Origin of the sequence: Caballeronia jiangsuensis (genome assembly GCF_046030135.1) — a bacterium.
GTDB lineage: Bacteria > Pseudomonadota > Gammaproteobacteria > Burkholderiales > Burkholderiaceae > Caballeronia > Caballeronia jiangsuensis.
In genome coordinates, this window is sequence record NZ_JAQQDB010000002.1 from 265,342 (window position 1) to 284,039 (window position 18,698).

General features: G+C 64.1%; 14 protein-coding genes. 7 read left to right on the plus strand and 7 right to left on the minus strand.

Features of this window, described 5'->3' with window-relative positions; genetic code table 11:
* Nucleotides 1–7 precede the first annotated feature (7 nt).
* From PQR08_RS03115 to PQR08_RS03135, 5 genes are read right to left on the minus strand one after another with little or no spacing between them, the layout of a single operon-like run.
* Entirely contained in the window at nucleotides 8–1,453 is a 1,446-nt protein-coding gene (locus tag PQR08_RS03115) for an efflux transporter outer membrane subunit (protein ID WP_250485458.1), read from the minus strand.
* Nucleotides 1,450–2,403 carry an efflux RND transporter periplasmic adaptor subunit gene (locus PQR08_RS03120; protein ID WP_238288837.1) on the minus strand — a complete coding sequence of 318 codons (954 nt, stop codon included), beginning with the start codon at nucleotides 2,401–2,403 and terminating at the stop codon, nucleotides 1,450–1,452. The genes PQR08_RS03115 and PQR08_RS03120 overlap by 4 nt, the downstream gene beginning before the upstream one ends.
* Nucleotides 2,400–2,609: a DUF1656 domain-containing protein gene (locus tag PQR08_RS03125; protein ID WP_035503993.1), complete on the minus strand. Its 210-nt coding sequence runs from the start codon at nucleotides 2,607–2,609 to the stop codon at nucleotides 2,400–2,402. The genes PQR08_RS03120 and PQR08_RS03125 overlap by 4 nt, the downstream gene beginning before the upstream one ends.
* Before the next feature lie 34 nt (nucleotides 2,610–2,643).
* Nucleotides 2,644–4,746, minus strand: a complete 2,103-nt coding sequence (locus tag PQR08_RS03130) for an FUSC family protein (protein ID WP_250485457.1) — start codon at nucleotides 4,744–4,746, stop codon at nucleotides 2,644–2,646.
* Nucleotides 4,747–4,750: 4 nt separating this feature from the next.
* On the minus strand, nucleotides 4,751–5,260 hold the full coding sequence (locus PQR08_RS03135; RefSeq protein ID WP_250485456.1) for a MarR family winged helix-turn-helix transcriptional regulator: 510 nt from the start codon (nucleotides 5,258–5,260) through the stop codon (nucleotides 4,751–4,753).
* A gap of 143 nt (nucleotides 5,261–5,403) precedes the next feature.
* Between PQR08_RS03135 and PQR08_RS03140 the strand changes: the two genes are divergently transcribed.
* Nucleotides 5,404–6,165, plus strand: coding sequence for a YoaK family protein (locus PQR08_RS03140; protein ID WP_238211243.1), 762 nt, complete (start codon nucleotides 5,404–5,406; stop codon nucleotides 6,163–6,165).
* Nucleotides 6,166–6,172: 7 nt separating this feature from the next.
* On the opposite strand, the gene PQR08_RS03145 is transcribed toward PQR08_RS03140, so the two are convergent.
* Nucleotides 6,173–7,054 (minus strand): LysR family transcriptional regulator, encoded by an 882-nt coding sequence (locus PQR08_RS03145; protein WP_284509081.1) that lies wholly within the window; start codon nucleotides 7,052–7,054, stop codon nucleotides 6,173–6,175.
* Between the two features lie 108 nt (nucleotides 7,055–7,162).
* On the opposite strand from PQR08_RS03145, the gene ampC reads away from it, so the two are divergent.
* The 5 genes from ampC (at nucleotide 7,163) to PQR08_RS03170 (ending at nucleotide 14,108) form a co-directional block, all read left to right on the plus strand.
* Nucleotides 7,163–8,332 carry a class C beta-lactamase gene (gene ampC / locus PQR08_RS03150; protein ID WP_250485454.1) on the plus strand — a complete coding sequence of 390 codons (1,170 nt, stop codon included), beginning with the start codon at nucleotides 7,163–7,165 and terminating at the stop codon, nucleotides 8,330–8,332.
* A gap of 273 nt (nucleotides 8,333–8,605) precedes the next feature.
* Nucleotides 8,606–9,574 carry a ferritin-like domain-containing protein gene (locus PQR08_RS03155; protein ID WP_250485452.1) on the plus strand — a complete coding sequence of 323 codons (969 nt, stop codon included), beginning with the start codon at nucleotides 8,606–8,608 and terminating at the stop codon, nucleotides 9,572–9,574.
* 90 nt (nucleotides 9,575–9,664) lie between these two features.
* Nucleotides 9,665–10,558, plus strand: a complete 894-nt coding sequence (locus PQR08_RS03160; RefSeq protein ID WP_238288841.1) for a LysR family transcriptional regulator — start codon at nucleotides 9,665–9,667, stop codon at nucleotides 10,556–10,558.
* Nucleotides 10,559–10,651: 93 nt separating this feature from the next.
* Nucleotides 10,652–12,613, plus strand: a complete 1,962-nt coding sequence (locus PQR08_RS03165) for an aconitase family protein (protein WP_250485450.1) — start codon at nucleotides 10,652–10,654, stop codon at nucleotides 12,611–12,613.
* 52 nt (nucleotides 12,614–12,665) lie between these two features.
* Nucleotides 12,666–14,108: an MFS transporter gene (locus PQR08_RS03170; RefSeq protein ID WP_250485449.1), complete on the plus strand. Its 1,443-nt coding sequence runs from the start codon at nucleotides 12,666–12,668 to the stop codon at nucleotides 14,106–14,108.
* A 29-nt stretch (nucleotides 14,109–14,137) separates the two neighbouring features.
* Here the strand turns inward: PQR08_RS03170 and PQR08_RS03175 are convergent, their stop codons facing one another.
* Complete coding sequence (locus tag PQR08_RS03175; protein ID WP_187604109.1) at nucleotides 14,138–15,043, minus strand: LysR family transcriptional regulator; 906 nt, start codon at nucleotides 15,041–15,043, stop codon at nucleotides 14,138–14,140.
* 104 nt (nucleotides 15,044–15,147) lie between these two features.
* On the opposite strand from PQR08_RS03175, the gene PQR08_RS03180 reads away from it, so the two are divergent.
* The gene (locus PQR08_RS03180) at nucleotides 15,148–18,684 is read left to right on the plus strand and encodes an indolepyruvate ferredoxin oxidoreductase family protein (RefSeq protein WP_250485448.1); all 3,537 of its coding nucleotides are present in this window, start codon (nucleotides 15,148–15,150) and stop codon (nucleotides 18,682–18,684) included.
* Nucleotides 18,685–18,698 lie beyond the last annotated feature (14 nt).

Below are 18,698 nucleotides of genomic sequence, written 5' to 3' on the forward strand. Positions count from 1 at the left end.
GATCGCCTCATTTTCCCTTCGAGTTCTGCGCGATCGCTTCGTCGGTTTCCCAGCCGCCGCCGAGCGCGCGGAACAGGTTCACCTGATCGATCGCGACCTGTCCTTCGGCGGCCGCGACCTGTGCCGCGACGCCGGTCAACGTGCGCGTCGCGTCGAGATCGTTGAGAAAGGACTCGCGGCCCGCGCGATACAACTGGTTGGTTTCATCGGCCGACTGGATCGCGGATTTATACGCGGTGCGCAATGCATCGGCACGTGTGGTGTCGGATGCGTAGGTCGCGAGGCTGCTCTGCGTTTCCTCCAGCGCCTTCAGCACGACGCCGTCGAAACGTGCGAGCGCACCGCTCGTCGCCGCTTCGGCCTGATGCACGCGGGCGCGCTGGCCGTTGATCGGAAAGCTCCAGCTGATGAGCGGACCGAACGCCCAGCGATTCGTATTCGCGCCGAACAGGTCTTCCACGACGCCGACCGAACCCACCGACGCACCCAGACTCACCGACGGATACAAGGCCGCCGTCGCAACGCCGATGCGCGCCGTGGATGACGCAAGCTGCCGCTCGGCCTGCCGCACATCGGGGCGACGCTTGAGCAGCGCCGCGCCATCGCCGACAGGAATCGGCGCGCGCAGTTTCGGCAGCTTCTTGCAGGCGAGGGCGGCCTTCGGCAAGTCGGAAGGCGCACGCGCGAGCAGCATCGCCAGCCGATATTGCGCGACACGGCGGCGCGCGACGAAGCGCGGAATGTCGGCGGCGAGCGTATCGGCCTGAGTCTGTCCGCGTGTGACTTCGGACTGATTGCCACGGCCCGCGTCGCGCAGACGCTGCGTGAGCTTCACGCGCTGCTTCTGCAAGTCGAGCGACTTTCGTGCGATGTCCAGCTCTTCGGCCGCCGAGCACGATTCGACATACGCGCGCACGACATCCGCGACCACCGTGACGCGCGCAAGATCCTGCGCGGCTTCGACGGCTTCATCGTCCGCGTTCGCCGCCTCGACGCCGCGCCTGAGCTTGCCGAACAGATCGATCTCGTAGGAAATGGAAAGATCGAGCGCGCCTTCGTTGACGACCGGAATCTTCTCCGTCAACAGATACTGCTCCGCCGATTCCTGCGCACGCTGAAACGCCGCCGATGTCTTGCCCGAGAATCCGCCCTGCTGATTCGCGAATTCGACTTCGGCGCGCGAGCGTGCGAGATTCGCGGCGGCCACGCGCAGATCGGTGTTCGATGCGAGCGCGGCGGTCACGAGTTGATCGACGACGGGATCGTCATAGAGACGCCACCACTTGGCCGGCACTTCGCCTTGCGTGACGGGCGCCTGATTCGCGCCATCGATGGCCTCGTTCGCATAGGGCGCGTTGACCGCGGCGTTCCCGGGCAGCGTGTAGTTCGGTCCGACCGTCGTGCAGCCGACGAGCACGATGGCCGACGAAGCGGCGAGGGCGATCGCTTTCATTGCGACGCGCCCGACACGCTCGAAGTCGGCGCAGGCGCGGAAGCAGGCGACGTTTCCGACGCCGCGCGCTTGCCGATCTTCGGCCCGATGCCGCGCACCGACACCGTCGCGGTGCGGCCCGCGATCATGCGAAAGTCCGCGGGAATTTCATCGAGCGTCACGCGCACCGGAATGCGCTGCGCGAGACGCACCCAGCTGAACGCGGGATTCACGTTCGGCAGAAGACTGGAGCTTTGCTGACGGTCGCGATCCTCGATCGCCGCGACGATGCTCTGCACATGTCCGCGCAGGATGCCGGCCTCGCCCATCACCTTGATATCGACAGGCTGGCCGATATCGATGCCGCCCAGCTTCGTTTCCTCGAAGTAGCCATCGACGCGGAACGAATGCATATCGACCACCGACAGCACCGCGCGTCCCGACGCCACGTATTCGCCCACGCGCGGCGCGCGATCGTTGAGATAACCGTCGACGGGACTGAGAATCTCCGTGCGCTGCAGATTGAGGCGCGCCGTATCGATCGCGACTTCGGCATCGGCGAGCGCGGCGGTTGCCTGCTCGACGCGCGAATGCGTCTCCTCGACCACTTCCCGCGCGACGAGATTGCCGAGTGCGCGATTGCGCGTATCTTCGCGGCGCGCCTGATCGAGCGTCGCGCGCCGTTGCTGCGCGGTCGCCTGCGCATTGCGCAGCGCGAGCGTGTAACGCGCCTGATCGATCACGAAGAGGACATCGCCTTTCCTGACCTGCTGATTGTCCACGACCTTGACGTCGGTGATGAGGCCGGATACGTCGGGCGCGACCTGGATCACGTCGGCGCGCACGTGACCGTCGCGCGTCCACGGCGCGAACATGTAGTAATCGACGAGCTTCCACAACACGACGCACGCAATCGCGACGACGATGAGCGTAAGCAGAATCTGCCCGAGAGAGAACCAGGTTTTTTTCACGAGATGAGCCGCTGCGAAACGATGACGACAAAGCCCAGCACCAGAACATAGATGCCGAGATCGAAAATGGAACGGTGCCACACGAAGCGATAGAAGCCGACGCGCGCAAGCACGGTGCGGATCGCCAGATTCAAAAGATAGGCGATGAACATCAGCACGAGCACGGCGGGCACGAACACGCCGAGAATGTCGATTTCGCCGATCATGTGTGGCGTTCCGATGAAAGTGGAAGGGCGAAGATCATGCCGGCTCCTCGCGCGGCGGCACGCCGGTCGCGGCGTCGGGCTGCGTCTGCGTCGCGGGCGGATGCAGCGAAAGGCGCATGCCGACCAGCGCGTGCAACGTTTCGCGCAGCCATTTCTCCGCGGCGACATCCTGCGACTGCGTGATCGCGTGTGACGTGACCTGAGCGCTCGTCGCATCGATGCCGCGAATGAGTTCGGCAGGCACCGGCTGACGCGCGCGGCGTGCGATGCAAAGCTCGAAGTAATGGCGCAATGCATCCAGCACCGAGTCTACCGACGTCTGCAATTCGGCCGGCAGCTTGCGGCGCGTGCGACGCAGATCGAGCGCATTCAGCGCGACGCGGAAATCGCGAAAGCTCTCGATCGACGGGTGACGATGCGAGTCCGTCGCGGCATGACGCGGCAGGAGTTGCATCAGCCTGTCGAGCATGCGCGCGTAGAGATCGCGCTGATCCGCGATGACTACCGTCGGCGACGCGCTCACCACGATATCCGCCCACGCCGATCGCGTGAGCCGCGCGGCGGCGAGTTCCGCGCCGAAAGGGCGCGTCATGCGCGTCCAGATGAACGCGAAGAGCAGGCCCGCGACACCCGCGAGATTGCTGTTGATGAACACGAAGAAGTTCGCTTCGTAGGCGCTCTGAATGCTGATGAACGTCGCGGTATTCACGGCGGTGAGCATCGTCACGAGCGTGAAGCGCGGCCGCGGAATGAGCGTGCCGATGATGAGAAAAGGCACCGCGAAGATCAGCACGAGCATCGGGAAATCGTGTACTTTCGGCAGCACGGCGAACACATAGAGGCCGGCGAGCACGACGCTCAGGCAGGTCGCGAGAAAGAACGTGAACACTTGCGGCGCGGGCTCGTCGAGCGCGGCGAAGAAGCAGCACGCGACGGCGGCGAGCGTCACTGCGCCGGCGCCATCGTTCCAGCCCGATTCGATCCACAGTCCGCACGCGACGATGATCGCGCTCACCGCGACGCCCGTCGAAAAGAGCATCATGCCGCGATCGAAAAAGCGCGCCGTGCCGCCGAGCCGCCAGTGACGAAAGTGCGGACGCCATTCGCTCGTCTCGTTGAGAATCGCCGCACGCAGCGCGCGAATGTCCTGCCACACGTCGATGACCTGACCGAGACGCCACAGCGCATTCGAGAGCAGCGCGCCGTCCGCGCTCGCCAGCGCTTCGACGGATGGCCGCATCGCCTGGATGCGTTCGCGCAGGGCATCGGGCTCGCGCTCGTCTTCGACATCCTGTTCAGCGCGCGGCATGGGCTTCCCGACCCATGCGGCCACATCCTTCAGGAGTTGTTCGAGGCCTTCGGGATGCGCGCCGTGCTTGTCGATCAGTTCGATGAGCGGATCGGCCATCGACGAAATCAGCGGCAGAAAGATTTGCATGCGGCCCTGCAACGCGCGCGCGCGGCGGATGATATCGGGCCGCGTGTGATCGTAGGTCAGCTGGTTCAGCAGGAGTTCGAGGCCGTTGACGGTTGCCGCGAGCCGCTGGCGCGCCGCCGATATCGATGCGCCCGCGATATGTCCCGAGAGCGTCTCGCAGGCATAGAACGCGGCATCGCGGAACCATGCGTCCGTTCGTTCGATGAGCGTCGGCGCGAGCCGGCTCGGAAACACCGCGCTGCCCACGATGCTCGCCGTCACGATGCCGAGCAGAATCTCTTCGGTGCGGGTGATCGCGAGATCGAAGACGGTCGTCGGGTTGGTGACGGCGGGCAGCGCGATCAGCGGCAGCGTGTAGCCCGCGAGCAGGAAGACATAGCTGCGCGCGCTGCGGTCGAACATGGAGAGATAGAGCAGCGTGCCCGTCCATAACGCGACGATCACGCTGAAAAGAAATGGCGACTCGACGAAAGGCGGCACGATCAGCACCGCGCCCGCCGCGCCGATCATCGTGCCGAGCGCGCGATAGAGCGCCTTCGAGCGCGTCGCGCCGACGAACGGATTCGACACGATATAGACGGTCGCCATCGCCCAGTACGGACGCGGCAATTCGAGCGCGAGGCCGATGTACAGCGCGATCATCGCGGCGGCGAAGGTCTTGGCGGAAAAGAGCCACTCGCGCGCGGAAGGAAAGGCCATGACGCTATGCTCCGCGCTTCGCCGCCGGGCGGGCCGGCCTGGTGGTGTCGTCGAGCGCTTCGAGCGCGGCGAGCAGCTTCGCATCCGGCGACGTGCTGAACGCGTTGAGCACACGCAGCGTCGTTTCGAGATCCTCGCGGCTCACGCCCTTCAGCAGCCGCGCGCGCAGCGTGACGAGGCGCTCTTCCATGCGCGCGGTGACCACGCGGCCTTCATCGGTGAGCGTGATGGTATTCGCGCGCTTGTCTTCCGGATCTTCGTCGCGTCGCACGAGGCCTGCCGCGCAAAGCTGATCGAGCAGCCGCACGAGCGACGGCCCCTCGATGCCGACATGCTCCGCGAGCGTCACCTGCCGCACCGCCTCGCCGAGCCGGTTGGCCGTGAGCAGCGGCACGGCGCATGCTTCGGACACGCCGTACGAGGCGAGCACGCCGTGGCTCGTGCGGCGCCAGCGTCGCGCGGCAAGCACGAGCGTGCTGCTCACGGAGCGGCGCAGAATGTCGAGTTGGGTCATGCGGCCGGATTATAGCGAGAAGTATATTCGTTAGCATGCTATCGACTTATGTTTTTTCTTTCAGATTGCGTACGCTCAATCGATGGCTGGGCACGCAAATTGTCGTGCTATCTTTTCGACTCGACCCTTTCGCCCGCGCCGCCATGCCGATCGCCTATCTCCGGGGCCTGACGTCCCCCAGCCGCACCGATTCCGCCAACCGGCGCCTGGGCTGCGCGCTCGCCTTCGTCGCGGGCGCGGCGAATGCAGGCGGCTTTCTCGCGGTCGGGCAATACACGTCGCATATGTCGGGACTCGTGTCTTCCATCGCCGATAACCTCGTGCTCGGCCAGGTCGCGTTCGTCTTTTCCGCGATCGGCGCGGTCGGTGCATTTCTGAGCGGCGCCGCGACCTCGGCTGTGCTCATCAACTGGGGACGGCAGCGGCGCGCGCATAGCGTGTTCGCCACGCCGCTCCTGCTCGAAGCGGCGCTCCTGCTCGTGTTCGGCATGCTCGGCGCGAATCTGGAGACGCATCGCGTGTGGGACGTGCCGCTGACGGTCGCGCTGCTGTGCTTCGTGATGGGCCTGCAGAACGCGATGATCACGAAAATCTCGAAGGCCGAAATCCGCACGACGCACGTGACGGGTCTCGTCACCGACATCGGTATCGAGATCGGCAAGAGCCTTTACTGGAACCGCGGCATCGCGCGCGACGATGCCGGTTATGTACGCGCGAATCACGGGCGGCTCGTGCTGCTGAGCTCGCTCTTCGCGATGTTCATTCTCGGCGGCTTCGCGGGCGCGGTCGGCTTCGCGCATCTCGGGTTCGCCACGACCGTGCCGCTCGCCGCGTTGCTTTTGCTGTTCTCCTCCGTGCCGCTCGCGGACGATCTGGCCGCGGGCAGGCGTCGCGCGCGGCGTTGAAGCGCCGTCACGGCGCTTCGGCAGCCTGCGCGACGATCCAGTCGCGAAAGAGCCGCATGCCGTGCGAAAGCCGCCGCGACTTGAGCCATGTGAGCCAATAGCCGCCGGTCTTCACTTCGATATCGAACGGCTGCACGAGCAGTCCCGCCTGCAACTCGCGCACGAACATGCGCGGCGGCGCGAGCGCGACGCCCGCGCCTTGCACCGCGGCTTCCACCATCAGACGCGAGGAATCGAAGACGGGGCCGTTCATCGTCCATGCATCGAGACCGGCGGCGTCGAACCAGTTGGTCCAGTCGTCGGCTCGATAGGAACGCAATAGCACTTCGTTTGCAAGATCGAATGGCTTGCCGAGGCGGCGCGCGATATCGGGCGCGCACAGCACGGCGAGCGGCGCATCGAGCAGCAGTGCGTTGTGCGTCGCGGGCCAGATGCCCGCCCCGAAGCGGATCGCGAAGTCGAGCCCTTCCGACGCCGGATCGACGAGATTGTTATGCGTGAGCAACCGCAACTCGACGAACGGATGCGTCTCGCGGAACGCCTTGAGCCGCGGCATCAGCCAGCCGACCGCGAACGTACCGACGACGCCCACCGTCAGCACTTCATGAAAGTGCCCGCCTTCGAATTGCTTGAGCACGGCTTCGATGCGGCCGAACGCATCGCTCAGCACGGGCAGCAGCGCGCGGCCTTCGTCGGTGACGTTCAGGCCGCGCGGCAGGCGTCTGAAGAGCGGCGTGCCGAGCCGTTCCTCGAGCGCGCGCACTTGCTGGCTGACGGCTGCCTGCGTCACGTTCAGTTCCTGCGCGGCACGCGTGAAGCTCAGGTGCCGCGCCGATGCTTCGAACGCGCGCAGCGCATTCAGGGGAAGATGAGGGCGCATGGTTCGCATAAGATTTTCTATTGCGTGCGGCAAATTATCCTCGATTGTCGAAGCGCGCAAAAGAGCGGATATTTCGCTTCGTTCCAGACAAGCAAACCAGAACGAAGGATCAAGACGATGAAGTTTCGTGCGCTGAGTCTTTTGGCGACAGCCATTTTTTCTTTCGGCGCGATGTCCGGCGCCGCGTTCGCAGCCGATAGCGACACCGCGAAGATCAGGCAGACGGTGGATGAAACGATCAGGCCGCTGATGGCGCTCAATGGCATCGCGGGCATGGCGGTAGGCGTCGTCGTGGACGGCAGGCCGTACGTGTTCGATTACGGCGTGGCGTCGAAGGCGACGAAGCAGCCCGTCACGCGCGATACGCTCTTCGAACTCGGCTCGGTCAGCAAGACGTTCACCGCGACGCTCGCGTCCTACGCGCAGATCGAAGGCGATCTTTCGCTGAACGATCCGGTGAGCAGGCATCTGCCGTCGCTCGATGGCACGGCGTTCGGCAAGGTGACGCTGTTGAATCTCGGCACGCACACACCGGGAGGTCTGCCTCTGCAAGTGCCCGACGAGGTTCACGACAACGCTCAACTGATGCAGTACTTCAGGACGTGGCGTCCGGCTCAGCCGCCCGGCACGATCCGCACGTATGCGAATCCGGGCATCGGCACGCTCGGGCTGATCACCGCGAAGAGCATGAACGCGGACTTCGACACGCTGATGCAAACGCGCCTCTTTCCCGCGCTCGGGTTGACGCACAGTTATATCGACGTGCCCGCTTCGAAGCAGCGCGACTACGCGCAAGGCTATGCGAAGGACGACGCGCCGATCCGCATGAAAGGCGGCGTGCTGTCTTCCGAGGCGTACGGCGTGAGATCGACGGCTTCGGACATGACGCGCTTCCTGCAGATCAACATGAACATGGTCCACATCGATCCGGCGTACCAGCGCGCCGTCGATGCGACGCACACGGGCTATTTCCAGGCCGGTCCGATGACGCAGGATCTCATCTGGGAGCAGTATCCGTATCCGGTCGCATTGCAGTCTCTGCTCGAAGGAAACGCAGCGGCGATGATCACGAACGCGACGCCCGTCACGCGCATCGATCCGGCGCAAGCCCCGCGCGATGACGTGTGGATCAACAAGACAGGCTCGACCAACGGCTTCGGCACCTACATCGCGTTCGTGCCGAAAGAGCGCGTGGGCATCGTGATGCTGGCGAACCGCAACATCCCGAACGAAGAGCGCGTGAAGGCCGCGTACGCGATCATCACGTCGCTCGTCAATGGCCGATAGCCATGCGCTGATTCGTCCATGCAGTAAAACGTGCGGCGTATCTCCGGCAATCAGGCAATGTGCGACCGCACATCGAAATAGCCCGCAACACATGCATCCGGCTTTTTCGTCGCGCCGTATGTAGCTTTGGACGCCGCTCCCTCATGCCTTCGAACAGGTCTTTCGATCCGGCCTCCGCTTGCATATCGCCAGCGTGAGCGCATCGTCGGACGGCATCTTTGGCCTTTCGCCCGCGCCTTATTCGATTCATCCGAAAGTTATGGGAGAAAGGTCATGCCGAATGCGAAGCTTCTTATCGACACACTGGATCGCCGCGTCGAGCGGCGCGAGCATCGCCGTCAATTTTTCAGGAACGCGGGAGGGCTGGGGTTGGGACTGGTCGGCGGCACGTTGATCAGCGCGTGCGGCGGCGGCTCGGGCAATAACGCGAACGCGAGTCCCACCGCGCCCACCGACGCCGAGATCCTCAACTTCGCGCTCAATCTCGAATACCTGGAATCGCAGTTCTATTCGTTCGCGACGACGGGAGCGGGCTTGCCCGCAAGCATGACGGCCGGCGTCGGGACCGCGGGCACGGTCATCGGCGGACAGCAAGTGCCGTTTCAGGACCCTGTCGTAAAGGCCTATGCGAACGAGATCGCGAAGGACGAACTCGAACACGTGACGTTCCTGCGTAGTGCTCTCGGCGGTTCGGCGGTCGCGCAGCCTGCGATCGATGTCGGCGGGACCGATCCGAACGGCGCGTTCTCGATGGCCGCGCGCGCGGCGGGTCTGGTGGGCGCGGGCGTCGCGTTCAATCCTTATCAGAACGACAACAACTTTCTGCTCGGCGCGTTCATCTTCGAGGATGTCGGCGTGACCGCGTACAAGGGCGCTGCGCCGCTCATCAGCAACAAGACCTATCTCGAAGCGGCCGCCGGCATTCTGGTCGCCGAGGCTTATCACGCGGGTCTCGTGCGCACCGTGCTCTATGCAAAAGGGATCGAGATGGCCGGCCTCATCGCGGGCGCCAATGCGATATCGAAAGCGCGCGGCAGTCTCGATCATGTCGGCACCGACGATCAGGGCATCACCGGCGCGACGCCGGGCACGTCCAATATCGTGCCGCTCGACGACAACGGCCTCGCGTTCAGCCGCAACTACGCCAACGTGCTCAATATCGTGTATCTGACGAGCACGTCGGCGACCAAGGGCGGCTTCTTCCCGAATGGCGTCAACGGCACGTTGCAGATGAGCGCGTAGAGCGAAGGAGCGGGGCATGTCCCCGCCGATGCATCGTGATTCGCAACGGCCCATGACATACTTCGCCATTGGCCTTTGCACGTCACGCGAATGCGGATCGATCCCTACAGTCTCGAACTCTTCATCTCGGTCGTCGAGGAAGGATCGATCGCGCGCGCGGCGAGCCGCAGTCACATCGCACCGTCGGCATTGAGCAGGCGCATCGCGGATCTCGAAGCGGCCATCGGCGTCGCGCTCCTGATCCGCTCGCCTGCGGGCGTGCAACTGACCGAGGCGGGGCAGCACGCCTATGCGAGCGCGCGTTCCATTCACGGCCAGCTAGAAGGCATGGCGCGCGAAGTGCGATCGATGAGCGGCCAGATCGCGGGCGTCGTGCGCCTGCACGCGAATGCATCGGCGATCGTGGGTTTTTTGCCCGAGCGGCTGACGCTGTTCAAGACGCGCTATCCGCTCGTCGAGATCGCGCTGACGGAACAGATCAGCGACGAAGTGATTCGCGCCTGTCTCGACGATCGCGCGGACGTCGGCATATCGGCGAGCACGAAGACGCATGCGGGACTCGACACGTGGCACTTCGCCGACGATCCGCTGATGGTCGTCCTGCCGCCCGCTCACGAACTCGCGCAGGCGCAGCGCCTGAGCTTCGCCGAAGTGGCGCGCTTTCCGCTCGTCGCGTTGCAGGCGGGCGGATCGCTCGATCAGACATTGAAAGAACACGCCGATGCCGCGCGCGTGCCGCTCAACGTGACCGTCACCGTCAACAGCTTCGACGCGCAATGTCGCATGGTCGAGGCGGGTCTCGGTATCGGCATCGTGCCGACGAGCGCGGCTTCCGCCTTCGCGGGTTCGCGCAACTTCGTGCGCGTGCCGCTCGCCGAAAGCTGGGGAAGCGGCCGCAGCCTGCATGTGCATGCGCCGCGCAAATCCACACGGCTGAAGGCCGTGCAGGCGCTCATCGATACGCTCGTCGAGTTCCAGGGTTAACACGGACATCGCATCTCGCGATGCCCCCTGTGCCGAACCAACACTTCGCAAACGCGCATGAGTGCGTCTAGATTGGCATCGGAGGAGAATGCGATGGCCAAACTGGATGTAAGCGGGCGAATGCTGTTTCTTTGCGCGGACCCGGCGAAGATCGACCGGCAACTCGCGGGCGAAGACCTGACGCCCGATGAAGCAGGCGCGCTGCGCGACGACGTTTCCACCGACGAGATCACGCCGATCAGCGTGCTCACGCGTTTCGACGAACGTCTCGGCCAGTGTCCCTACGTCGGCTTTCATGCGGGCGGGCGCAATCCTGTCGGCATCGATGGCGTGCGTGCAGGCGGCTTTCAGGTGACCGTGGCGGGCACGCGCTACGGCAAGGGTTCATCGCGCGAACATAGCCCGCTCGCGGAATATCACGCGGGCATTCGTCTCGTGATCGCGCGCAGCTTCGAGCGGATCTATCGGCAGAACGCGGACAATCTCGGGCTTTTCACGTCGACGGATTTCGGTTTGATCGAGCGCATCCGGCGTGGCGAGGCGATCGATATCGATGAACTCGTCGCCAATCGCGATCCGCTGGCCGCGGCCATCCTGAAGAGCGGCGGCCTGCTGCGCTATGGAAAGCTGCACATGCAGCGAGTGAGCATCGGCGAAATATCGGTCGATGACATGCCGCGCACGCTCGTCGAAAAGATTCTCGCGCGCCATGCCTTGACGACCGATGTGACGAGCGCGTCGCTGGAACCGGGCAACGGCATTTTCGTGCGCGCCGACTGGCGTTTCATCCACGAGTACTACACCGGCATGGCCGCGCACATGCTGCATGCGACCTTCGGACGTCCGCTCGCGCTGCACGACTCGCAAACGATGCTCGCGTTCGAGGATCATCTTTCGTACTCGCATCGCAGCGAGCTGCATGTGCGTAACGGCCTGCTGCCGAACGTGCGCGAGTTGTCCGACGGGCATCGCGCTTTCGCGCATGACTACGATGTGCGCAATCACGGCTATCTGAACGAAGCGAACAGCGCTATCGATGAAGGCTCGGAAGGCATCTCGCACGCGATGATGGCCGAGCGTTACGCGTTGCCGGGACAGGTCGTCGTCGGAACGGATTCGCATACGCCGCATAGCGGCGCGCTGGGCTGCGTCGCGTTCGGCGTCGGCACGACGGACATGGCGAACGCGTTCGTCACCGGCGCGGTCCGCATGACCGTGCCGCAATCCTTGCGTATCGAACTGCATGGTCCGATTCCCCCGGGCGTGACGGCGAAAGATATCGTGCTTCATCTGCTCGCGGACGCACGCATTCGCGCGGGCTCGGGCGTCGGCAAGGTGTTCGAATTCGCTGGCACGGCCATCGCGAGCCTGTCCACCGACGAGCGCACGACGCTCACCAACATGACCGCCGAACTCGGCGGCTTCACCGGCATCGTCGCCCCCGACGACGAAACCGTACGCTTCCTGAAGGAACGTCGTGGCATCGACTTCACGATCGAACCGTGGATGAAGAGCGATGAAGGCGCGCGCTACGCCGATGTCATCGCGATCGATTGCGCGCGTCTCTCGCCGATGCTCGCCGCGCCGGGCGATCCGGGCAATGGCGTCGCGCTTGCCGCGCTCGATGATCGGCCATGCGTCGATATCGCTTACGGCGGTTCATGCACGGCGGGCAAGCGCGAGGACTTCGATCACTATCACGACGTGCTCTCGTGGGCGGCAAAGCGCGGCCTGCGCGTGCCCGACAATGTGAAGCTCTATTTGCAGTTCGGCACGCAGGACGTGCGAGACTATTGCGTCGCGCAAGGCTATGTCGATGTGTTCGAACGCGTCGGCGCGATTCTGCTTCAGCCGTCGTGCGGTGCGTGCGCGAACTGCGGGCCGGGTTCATCGACCCAGGCGGAGCAGGTCACCATCAGCGCGATCAATCGAAATTTTCCGGGCCGGTCCGGTCCGGGGAAAGTGTGGCTCGCGAGCCCGCCGACGGTCGCGGCGAGCGCGTTGCTCGGCCGCATCGCATCGTTCGCGGAGTTGCAGCAGCGCTTCACGAAGTAAGCACGATCGAGCCGCCATCGATGCGGCATCAAAATACATACAGGAGACGACAATGGCCATCATGCAGGGCACTTCGGGTCTGCCCGACGCCGCCGGCCACGCGCTATCGAATGCGCCCGCCATCGCGGACACGGCGGGCATCTCTGCGCGCCTCGACCGGCTTCCCGCGACGCGCGCGATATGGAAGCTCATCTTCCTCCTGAGCCTCGGCTTCTTCTTCGAACTCTACGATCTGCTCTTCACGGGCTATATCGCGCCGGGTCTCGTGAAGAGCGGCATCCTGACCGCGACGACCGCGGGCCTGTTCGGCACGACGGGTGTCGCGAGCTTCATCGCGGTGTTGTTCTGCGGGCTTTTCATCGGCACGATCGCTTGCGGCTTTCTCGCGGATCGTTATGGACGTCGCGCGATCTTCACGTATTCGCTGCTCTGGTATGTCGCCGCGAATACCGTGATGGCGTTTCAGGACACCGCGCTCTGGCTCAACTTCTGGCGCTTCGTGTCGGGACTGGGCATCGGCGTGGAGCTGGTGACCATCGGGACATACCTGTCGGAGCTTTCGCCGAAGCATTTGCGCGGCAGGGCGTTCGCGGTGTGTCAGGCCGTCGGCTTTTCAGCGGTGCCGGTCGTCGCGTTTCTTTCGTATCTGCTCGTGCCGCGCGCGCCGTTCGGCTTCGACGGCTGGCGCTGGGTCGCGCTGGTCGGCGGCGTGAGCGCGCTCTTCGTGTGGTATTTCCGGCGCAATCTGCCGGAAAGCCCGCGCTGGCTTGCGAGCAAGGGACGTTTCGACGAAGCCGATGAAGTCCTGCGCCGCCTCGAAGACAAGGTCTCGCTTCAGTACGGCAAGCCATTGCCCGAACCGGGACCGTCCGACCCAATCGCGAAGAAGGCCGGTTTCGCGGACATGTGGAATCCGCCATACCGCAAGCGCACGCTGATGCTGATCGTGTTTCATATCTTCCAGACGGTCGGCTTCTACGGCTTCGCGAACTGGGTGCCGACCTTGCTCGTCAAACAGGGCGTGACGGTCACATCGAGCCTGCTCTATACCACCGTGATCGGACTGGCCGCGCCCATCGGACCATTGCTCGGTTACTGGATCGCCGATCGCTTCGAGCGCAAGCATGTGATCGTGTTCATGGCGGGCGTGAACATCGTCGCGGGGCTTCTGTTCAGTCAGGCGTCGGCGGCCGTGATGATCGTCACGCTCGGCGTTTTGCTCACGCTCGCGGGCAACATCATCTCCTTCACCTATCACACGTATCAGCAGGAGCTTTATCCGACGGCGATCCGCGCCCGCGCGGTCGGCTTCGTGTATTCGTGGAGCAGGCTGTCCGCGGTGTTCAGTTCGTTCGTGATCGCGTTCGTGCTCAAAGAGGCGGGCGTGACCGGCGTGTTCGGCTTCATCGCGGGCGCGATGCTGCTCGTGATGCTGTCCATCGGATTGATGGGACCGCGCACGCTGGGAAGATCGCTCGAAAGCATCTCTCACTGAGCGCGCATCGCGCGTGCGTCATCAGTGCATCAAGCGCCGCACGCGTGAATCAGGAACTGCTGCACGGCGGTCGAAGGGGCGCTCAAGGTCGCGCCCTTGCGCCAGATCATGCCCGCTTCCATGTGAGGAATGGCGTCGTTCACGGGCCGCGCCTCGATGCGCTTGCCTTCGAGCGACCACGGCCGAAACACCATGTCCGACAGCACGGTGACGCCGAAGCCGTGCGCCACCAGTCCGCGCAGCGCCTCCATCGAACTCGTGCGAAACGCGATGTTCGGTTCGAGGCGCTTCTTGTGCCAGTAGCGCATCGTCGATTGCTCGCCTTCATCGACAGTGATGAGAATATAAGGATGCGCGGCGATATCTTTCAGCGATACCGCCTGCTGCTGCGCGAGCGGATGCGAAGGTGCGACCCATAACTGCCGGCGCGAGCGCATCAGCACCTGAGTGTCGAAGCGATTCGGCCGCTGCAGATTCGATAGCAGCACGACGCCGATATCGACATCGCCGTTCGCCACCGCTTCCTCGATCTGCGGCCGCTCCATGTCGCGCAGATCGAAATCGATGAACGGATACGTCGCACGAAAGCGTGCGAGCAACTCCGGCAAAAAATACCCGAGCACCGTATACGACGCCGCAATGCGCGCGACGCCGCGCATGTCATGCGCGCGAAACGGCGGCATGTGCATCGCGTCGCGGGCGGCTTCGAGCACGCGGCGCGCGTGGTTATGGAAGTCCTGGCCATCGGGCGTCAGCGCCACGCCTTGCGGCATGCGCTCGAACAGCTTCGTGCCGAGCGCGCTTTCCAGAGCCAGCACCGCGTTGGTGATCGCCGATTGCGATACGTGCTCGTTGGCCGCCGCCATCGAGAACTGGCCGGTTTGCGCGGCGGCCACGAAATAGCGCAATTGCCGGAGCGTGAGATCGAAGGCCATCTGATTTTCAGATACCAGAGTTGCTTATTCGTGATTTTACGATGTCGAATCGGCTTTCTATACTCGGCAAAAAACAAAATTCCCTTTCCCGGAGACGAGCCCTGATGAATGCACCCGACCGCGCCGCGCTAGAAGCCGCGACCATTTCCCTGGACGACAAATACACGCTGGAGAAAGGCCGCGTCTATATCAGCGGCACGCAGGCGCTCGTGCGTCTGCCGATGCTGCAAAAGGCGCGCGATCGCAAGGCCGGGCTGAATACGGCGGGCTTCATTTCGGGCTATCGCGGCTCGCCGCTCGGCGCGCTCGATCAGTCGCTGTGGAAGGCGAAGCAGCATCTGAAGGACAACGACATCGTGTTTCAGCCGGGCGTGAACGAAGATCTCGCCGCCACTTCGATCTGGGGCACGCAGCAGGTCAATCTGTGGCCGGGCGCGACGCGCGATGGCGTGTTCGGCATGTGGTACGGCAAGGGCCCCGGCGTGGACCGTACCGGCGACGTCTTCAAGCACGCGAATTCCGCGGGCTCCGACAAGCACGGCGGCGTGCTCGTGCTCGCGGGCGACGATCACGCGGCGAAGTCTTCGTCGGTTGCGCATCAGTCGGATCACGCGTTCATCGCGGCGGGCATTCCGGTGCTGTATCCGTCGAACGTGCAGGAATATCTCGACTACGGCCTGCACGGCTGGGCGATGAGCCGTTACTCGGGTCTGTGGGTCGCGATGAAATGCGTGACCGACGTGGTCGAATCCACCGCGTCGATCGACCTCGATCCGGACCGCGTGGAGATCGTCACGCCGGCCGACTACGCGATGCCCGAAGGCGGCCTCAACATCCGCTGGCCGGATTCGCCGCTCGCGCAGGAAGCGCGTCTGCTCGACGAAAAGTGGTACGCGGCGCTGGCCTATGTGCGCGCGAACAAGCTCAATCGCGTCGTGATCGATTCCGACAAGCCGCGCTTCGGCATCATCACCGCGGGCAAGGCGTATCTCGACGTGCGTCAGGCGCTCGTCGATCTCGGTCTCGACGATGAAACCTGCGCGCAGATCGGCCTGCGTGTGCTGAAAGTAGGCTGCGTGTGGCCGCTCGACGCGCAGGACGCACGCGCATTCGCGACCGGTCTCGAAGAGATTCTCGTCGTCGAAGAGAAGCGGCAGATTCTGGAATATGCGCTCAAGGAAGAGCTGTATAACTGGCGCGAGGACGTGCGTCCGCGCATCTACGGCAAGTTCGACGAGCGCGACAACGAAGGCGGCGAATGGTCCGTGCCGCGCGGCGACTGGCTGCTGCCCGCGCACTACGAGCTATCGCCGGCGCTGATCGCGAAGGCCATCGCGCGACGTCTTGCGCGCGCCGATCTTCCCGCCGATGTGCGCGCCCGCATGCTGTCGCGCGTCGAAACGATCGAAGCGAAGGAGCGCGAGGCGATCAAGCCGCGCGTCGATGTCGAGCGCAAGCCGTGGTTCTGCTCGGGCTGTCCGCATAACACGTCGACGCGCGTGCCCGAAGGTTCGCGCGCTCTCGCGGGCATCGGCTGCCACTACATGTCCATGTGGATGGACCGCAAGACCGAGACCTTCAGCCAGATGGGCGGCGAGGGCGTCGCATGGATCGGCCAGATGCATTTCTCCGGCGACAAGCACGTGTTCGTCAATCTCGGCGACGGCACCTATTTCCATTCGGGCTTGCTCGCGGTGCGCGCGGCGATCGCGGCGAACGCGAACATCACGTACAAGATTCTTTATAACGATGCGGTCGCGATGACCGGCGGCCAGCCCGTCGACGGCGTCTTGACGGTGCCGCAGATCGCGCATCAGGTCTTCGCGGAAGGCGCGAAGCGTATCGTCATCGTGACGGACGAGCCGCAGAAATACGATGTGAACGTCGCGTTGCCTCAGGGCGTGAGCGTGCATCATCGCGACGAGCTGGATCGCATTCAGCGTGAGCTGCGCGATACGCAAGGCACGACGATCCTGATCTACGACCAGACCTGCGCGACGGAAAAGCGCCGTCGCCGCAAGCGCGGCACGTATCCCGATCCCGCACGCCGCGCGTTCATCAACGACGCCGTGTGCGAAGGCTGCGGCGATTGCTCGGTGCAATCGAACTGCCTCTCCGTCGAGCCGATGGACACGCCGCTCGGCACCAAGCGCAAGATCAATCAGTCGTCGTGCAACAAGGACTTTTCGTGCGTGAAGGGCTTTTGCCCGAGCTTCGTCACAGCTGAAGGCGCGCAGGTTCGCAAGCCGAAAGCGGCAGGCGGCGCGAAGCCCGATTTCGATAGCTTGCCGTTGCCGGCATTGCCCGCCTTGTCGAAGCCTTACGGCATTCTCGTGACGGGTGTCGGTGGAACGGGTGTCGTGACGATCGGCGGATTGATCGGCATGGCGGCGCACATCGAACGAAAGGGCGTCACCGTGCTCGACATGGCCGGTCTCGCGCAGAAGGGCGGCGCGGTGCTGAGCCACGTGCAGATCGCGCCGGAGCCGCAGGCGCTGCATGCGACGCGCATCGCGACGGGCGAAGCGCGGCTCGTGATCGGCTGCGATGCGATCGTGTCGGCATCGAACGACGTGCTCTCGCGCACGCGGCATGGCATCACGCAGGCCGCCATCAATAGCGGCGCGACGCCGACCGCGGCCTTCGTCACCGATGCGCAATGGACCTTTCCCGCAGCGCAGACGGAGCAGGCGCTATCGGACAGCATCGGCGCGGGCTGCGCATTCATCGATGCCAACGCGCTCGCGCTGAAACTGCTCGGCGACACGATCTATTCGAATCCGTTGCTGCTCGGCTTCGCATGGCAGAAGGGCTGGTTGCCGCTCGAACTGGCAAGCCTCAAACGCGCGATCGAACTGAACGGAGTCGCGGTCGAGAAGAACTGGCTCGCGTTCGACTGGGGCCGCTACGTTGCGCAACACGGCGCGGGCGATCTGCTCAAGTCCACGCAACATGCGATCGTCGTGAAGATGCCCGAGTCGCTCGAAAACGTGATCGCAACGCGTGAAGCCTTGCTGACCGCGTATCAGGGCGAAGCGTATGCGCGCTCGTATCGCAGTGTCGTCGAGCGCATGCGTGAGAAGGAAAAGGCGTTGAACGCGAAGCTGCCGCTCACGCGCGCGGTCGCCGTGAATCTCGCGAAGCTCATGGCCTACAAGGACGAATACGAAGTCGCGCGTCTCTACGCCGATCCCGCGTATCTCGACAAGCTGCGCGAGCAGTTCGAAGGCGAACCGGGCCGCGATTACAAGCTGATGTTCCATCTCGCGCCGCCGCTATTCGCGAAGCGCGACGAGCACGGTCATCTCGTGAAGAAGACCTTCGGCGCGTGGATGCTGCCCGCGTTCCGCGTGCTGGCGAAGATGAAAGGCTTGCGCGGCACATCGCTAGATGTATTCGGCAAGACGGCCGAGCGCCGCACGGAGCGCAAGATGATCGCGGACTACCTCGCGCTCGTCGATGAATTCTGCGCCACGCTCGATGAAGACCGCTTCGACGCCGCGCTGCAACTCGCGAAGCTGCCCGATGAAATCCGTGGCTTCGGCCATGTGAAGGAGCGCAACATGGCGGCCGTTGCGACGAAGCGCGAGCGTTTGATCGAGCGTTATCGGGCGACGGTGAAGATGGCCGCGACGGCCTGATCGGGAGCGATAGG

Bases quoted from the DNA above. Each gene is read 5' to 3' on its own strand.
- PQR08_RS03130 (WP_250485457.1), bottom strand. From the start codon at position 4,746: ATGGCCTTTCCTTCCGCGCGCGAGTGGCTCTTTTCCGCCAAGACCTTC.
- PQR08_RS03165 (WP_250485450.1), top strand. From the start codon at position 10,652: ATGGCCAAACTGGATGTAAGCGGGCGAATGCTGTTTCTTTGCGCGGAC.
- PQR08_RS03115 (WP_250485458.1), bottom strand. From the start codon at position 1,453: ATGAAAGCGATCGCCCTCGCCGCTTCGTCGGCCATCGTGCTCGTCGGC.
- PQR08_RS03140 (WP_238211243.1), top strand. From the start codon at position 5,404: ATGCCGATCGCCTATCTCCGGGGCCTGACGTCCCCCAGCCGCACCGAT.
- PQR08_RS03160 (WP_238288841.1), top strand. From the start codon at position 9,665: ATGCGGATCGATCCCTACAGTCTCGAACTCTTCATCTCGGTCGTCGAG.
- PQR08_RS03125 (WP_035503993.1), bottom strand. From the start codon at position 2,609: ATGATCGGCGAAATCGACATTCTCGGCGTGTTCGTGCCCGCCGTGCTC.
- ampC (WP_250485454.1), top strand. From the start codon at position 7,163: ATGAAGTTTCGTGCGCTGAGTCTTTTGGCGACAGCCATTTTTTCTTTC.
- PQR08_RS03180 (WP_250485448.1), top strand. From the start codon at position 15,148: ATGAATGCACCCGACCGCGCCGCGCTAGAAGCCGCGACCATTTCCCTG.
- PQR08_RS03155 (WP_250485452.1), top strand. From the start codon at position 8,606: ATGCCGAATGCGAAGCTTCTTATCGACACACTGGATCGCCGCGTCGAG.
- PQR08_RS03135 (WP_250485456.1), bottom strand. From the start codon at position 5,260: ATGACCCAACTCGACATTCTGCGCCGCTCCGTGAGCAGCACGCTCGTG.
- PQR08_RS03170 (WP_250485449.1), top strand. From the start codon at position 12,666: ATGGCCATCATGCAGGGCACTTCGGGTCTGCCCGACGCCGCCGGCCAC.
- PQR08_RS03145 (WP_284509081.1), bottom strand. From the start codon at position 7,054: ATGCGAACCATGCGCCCTCATCTTCCCCTGAATGCGCTGCGCGCGTTC.
- PQR08_RS03175 (WP_187604109.1), bottom strand. From the start codon at position 15,043: ATGGCCTTCGATCTCACGCTCCGGCAATTGCGCTATTTCGTGGCCGCC.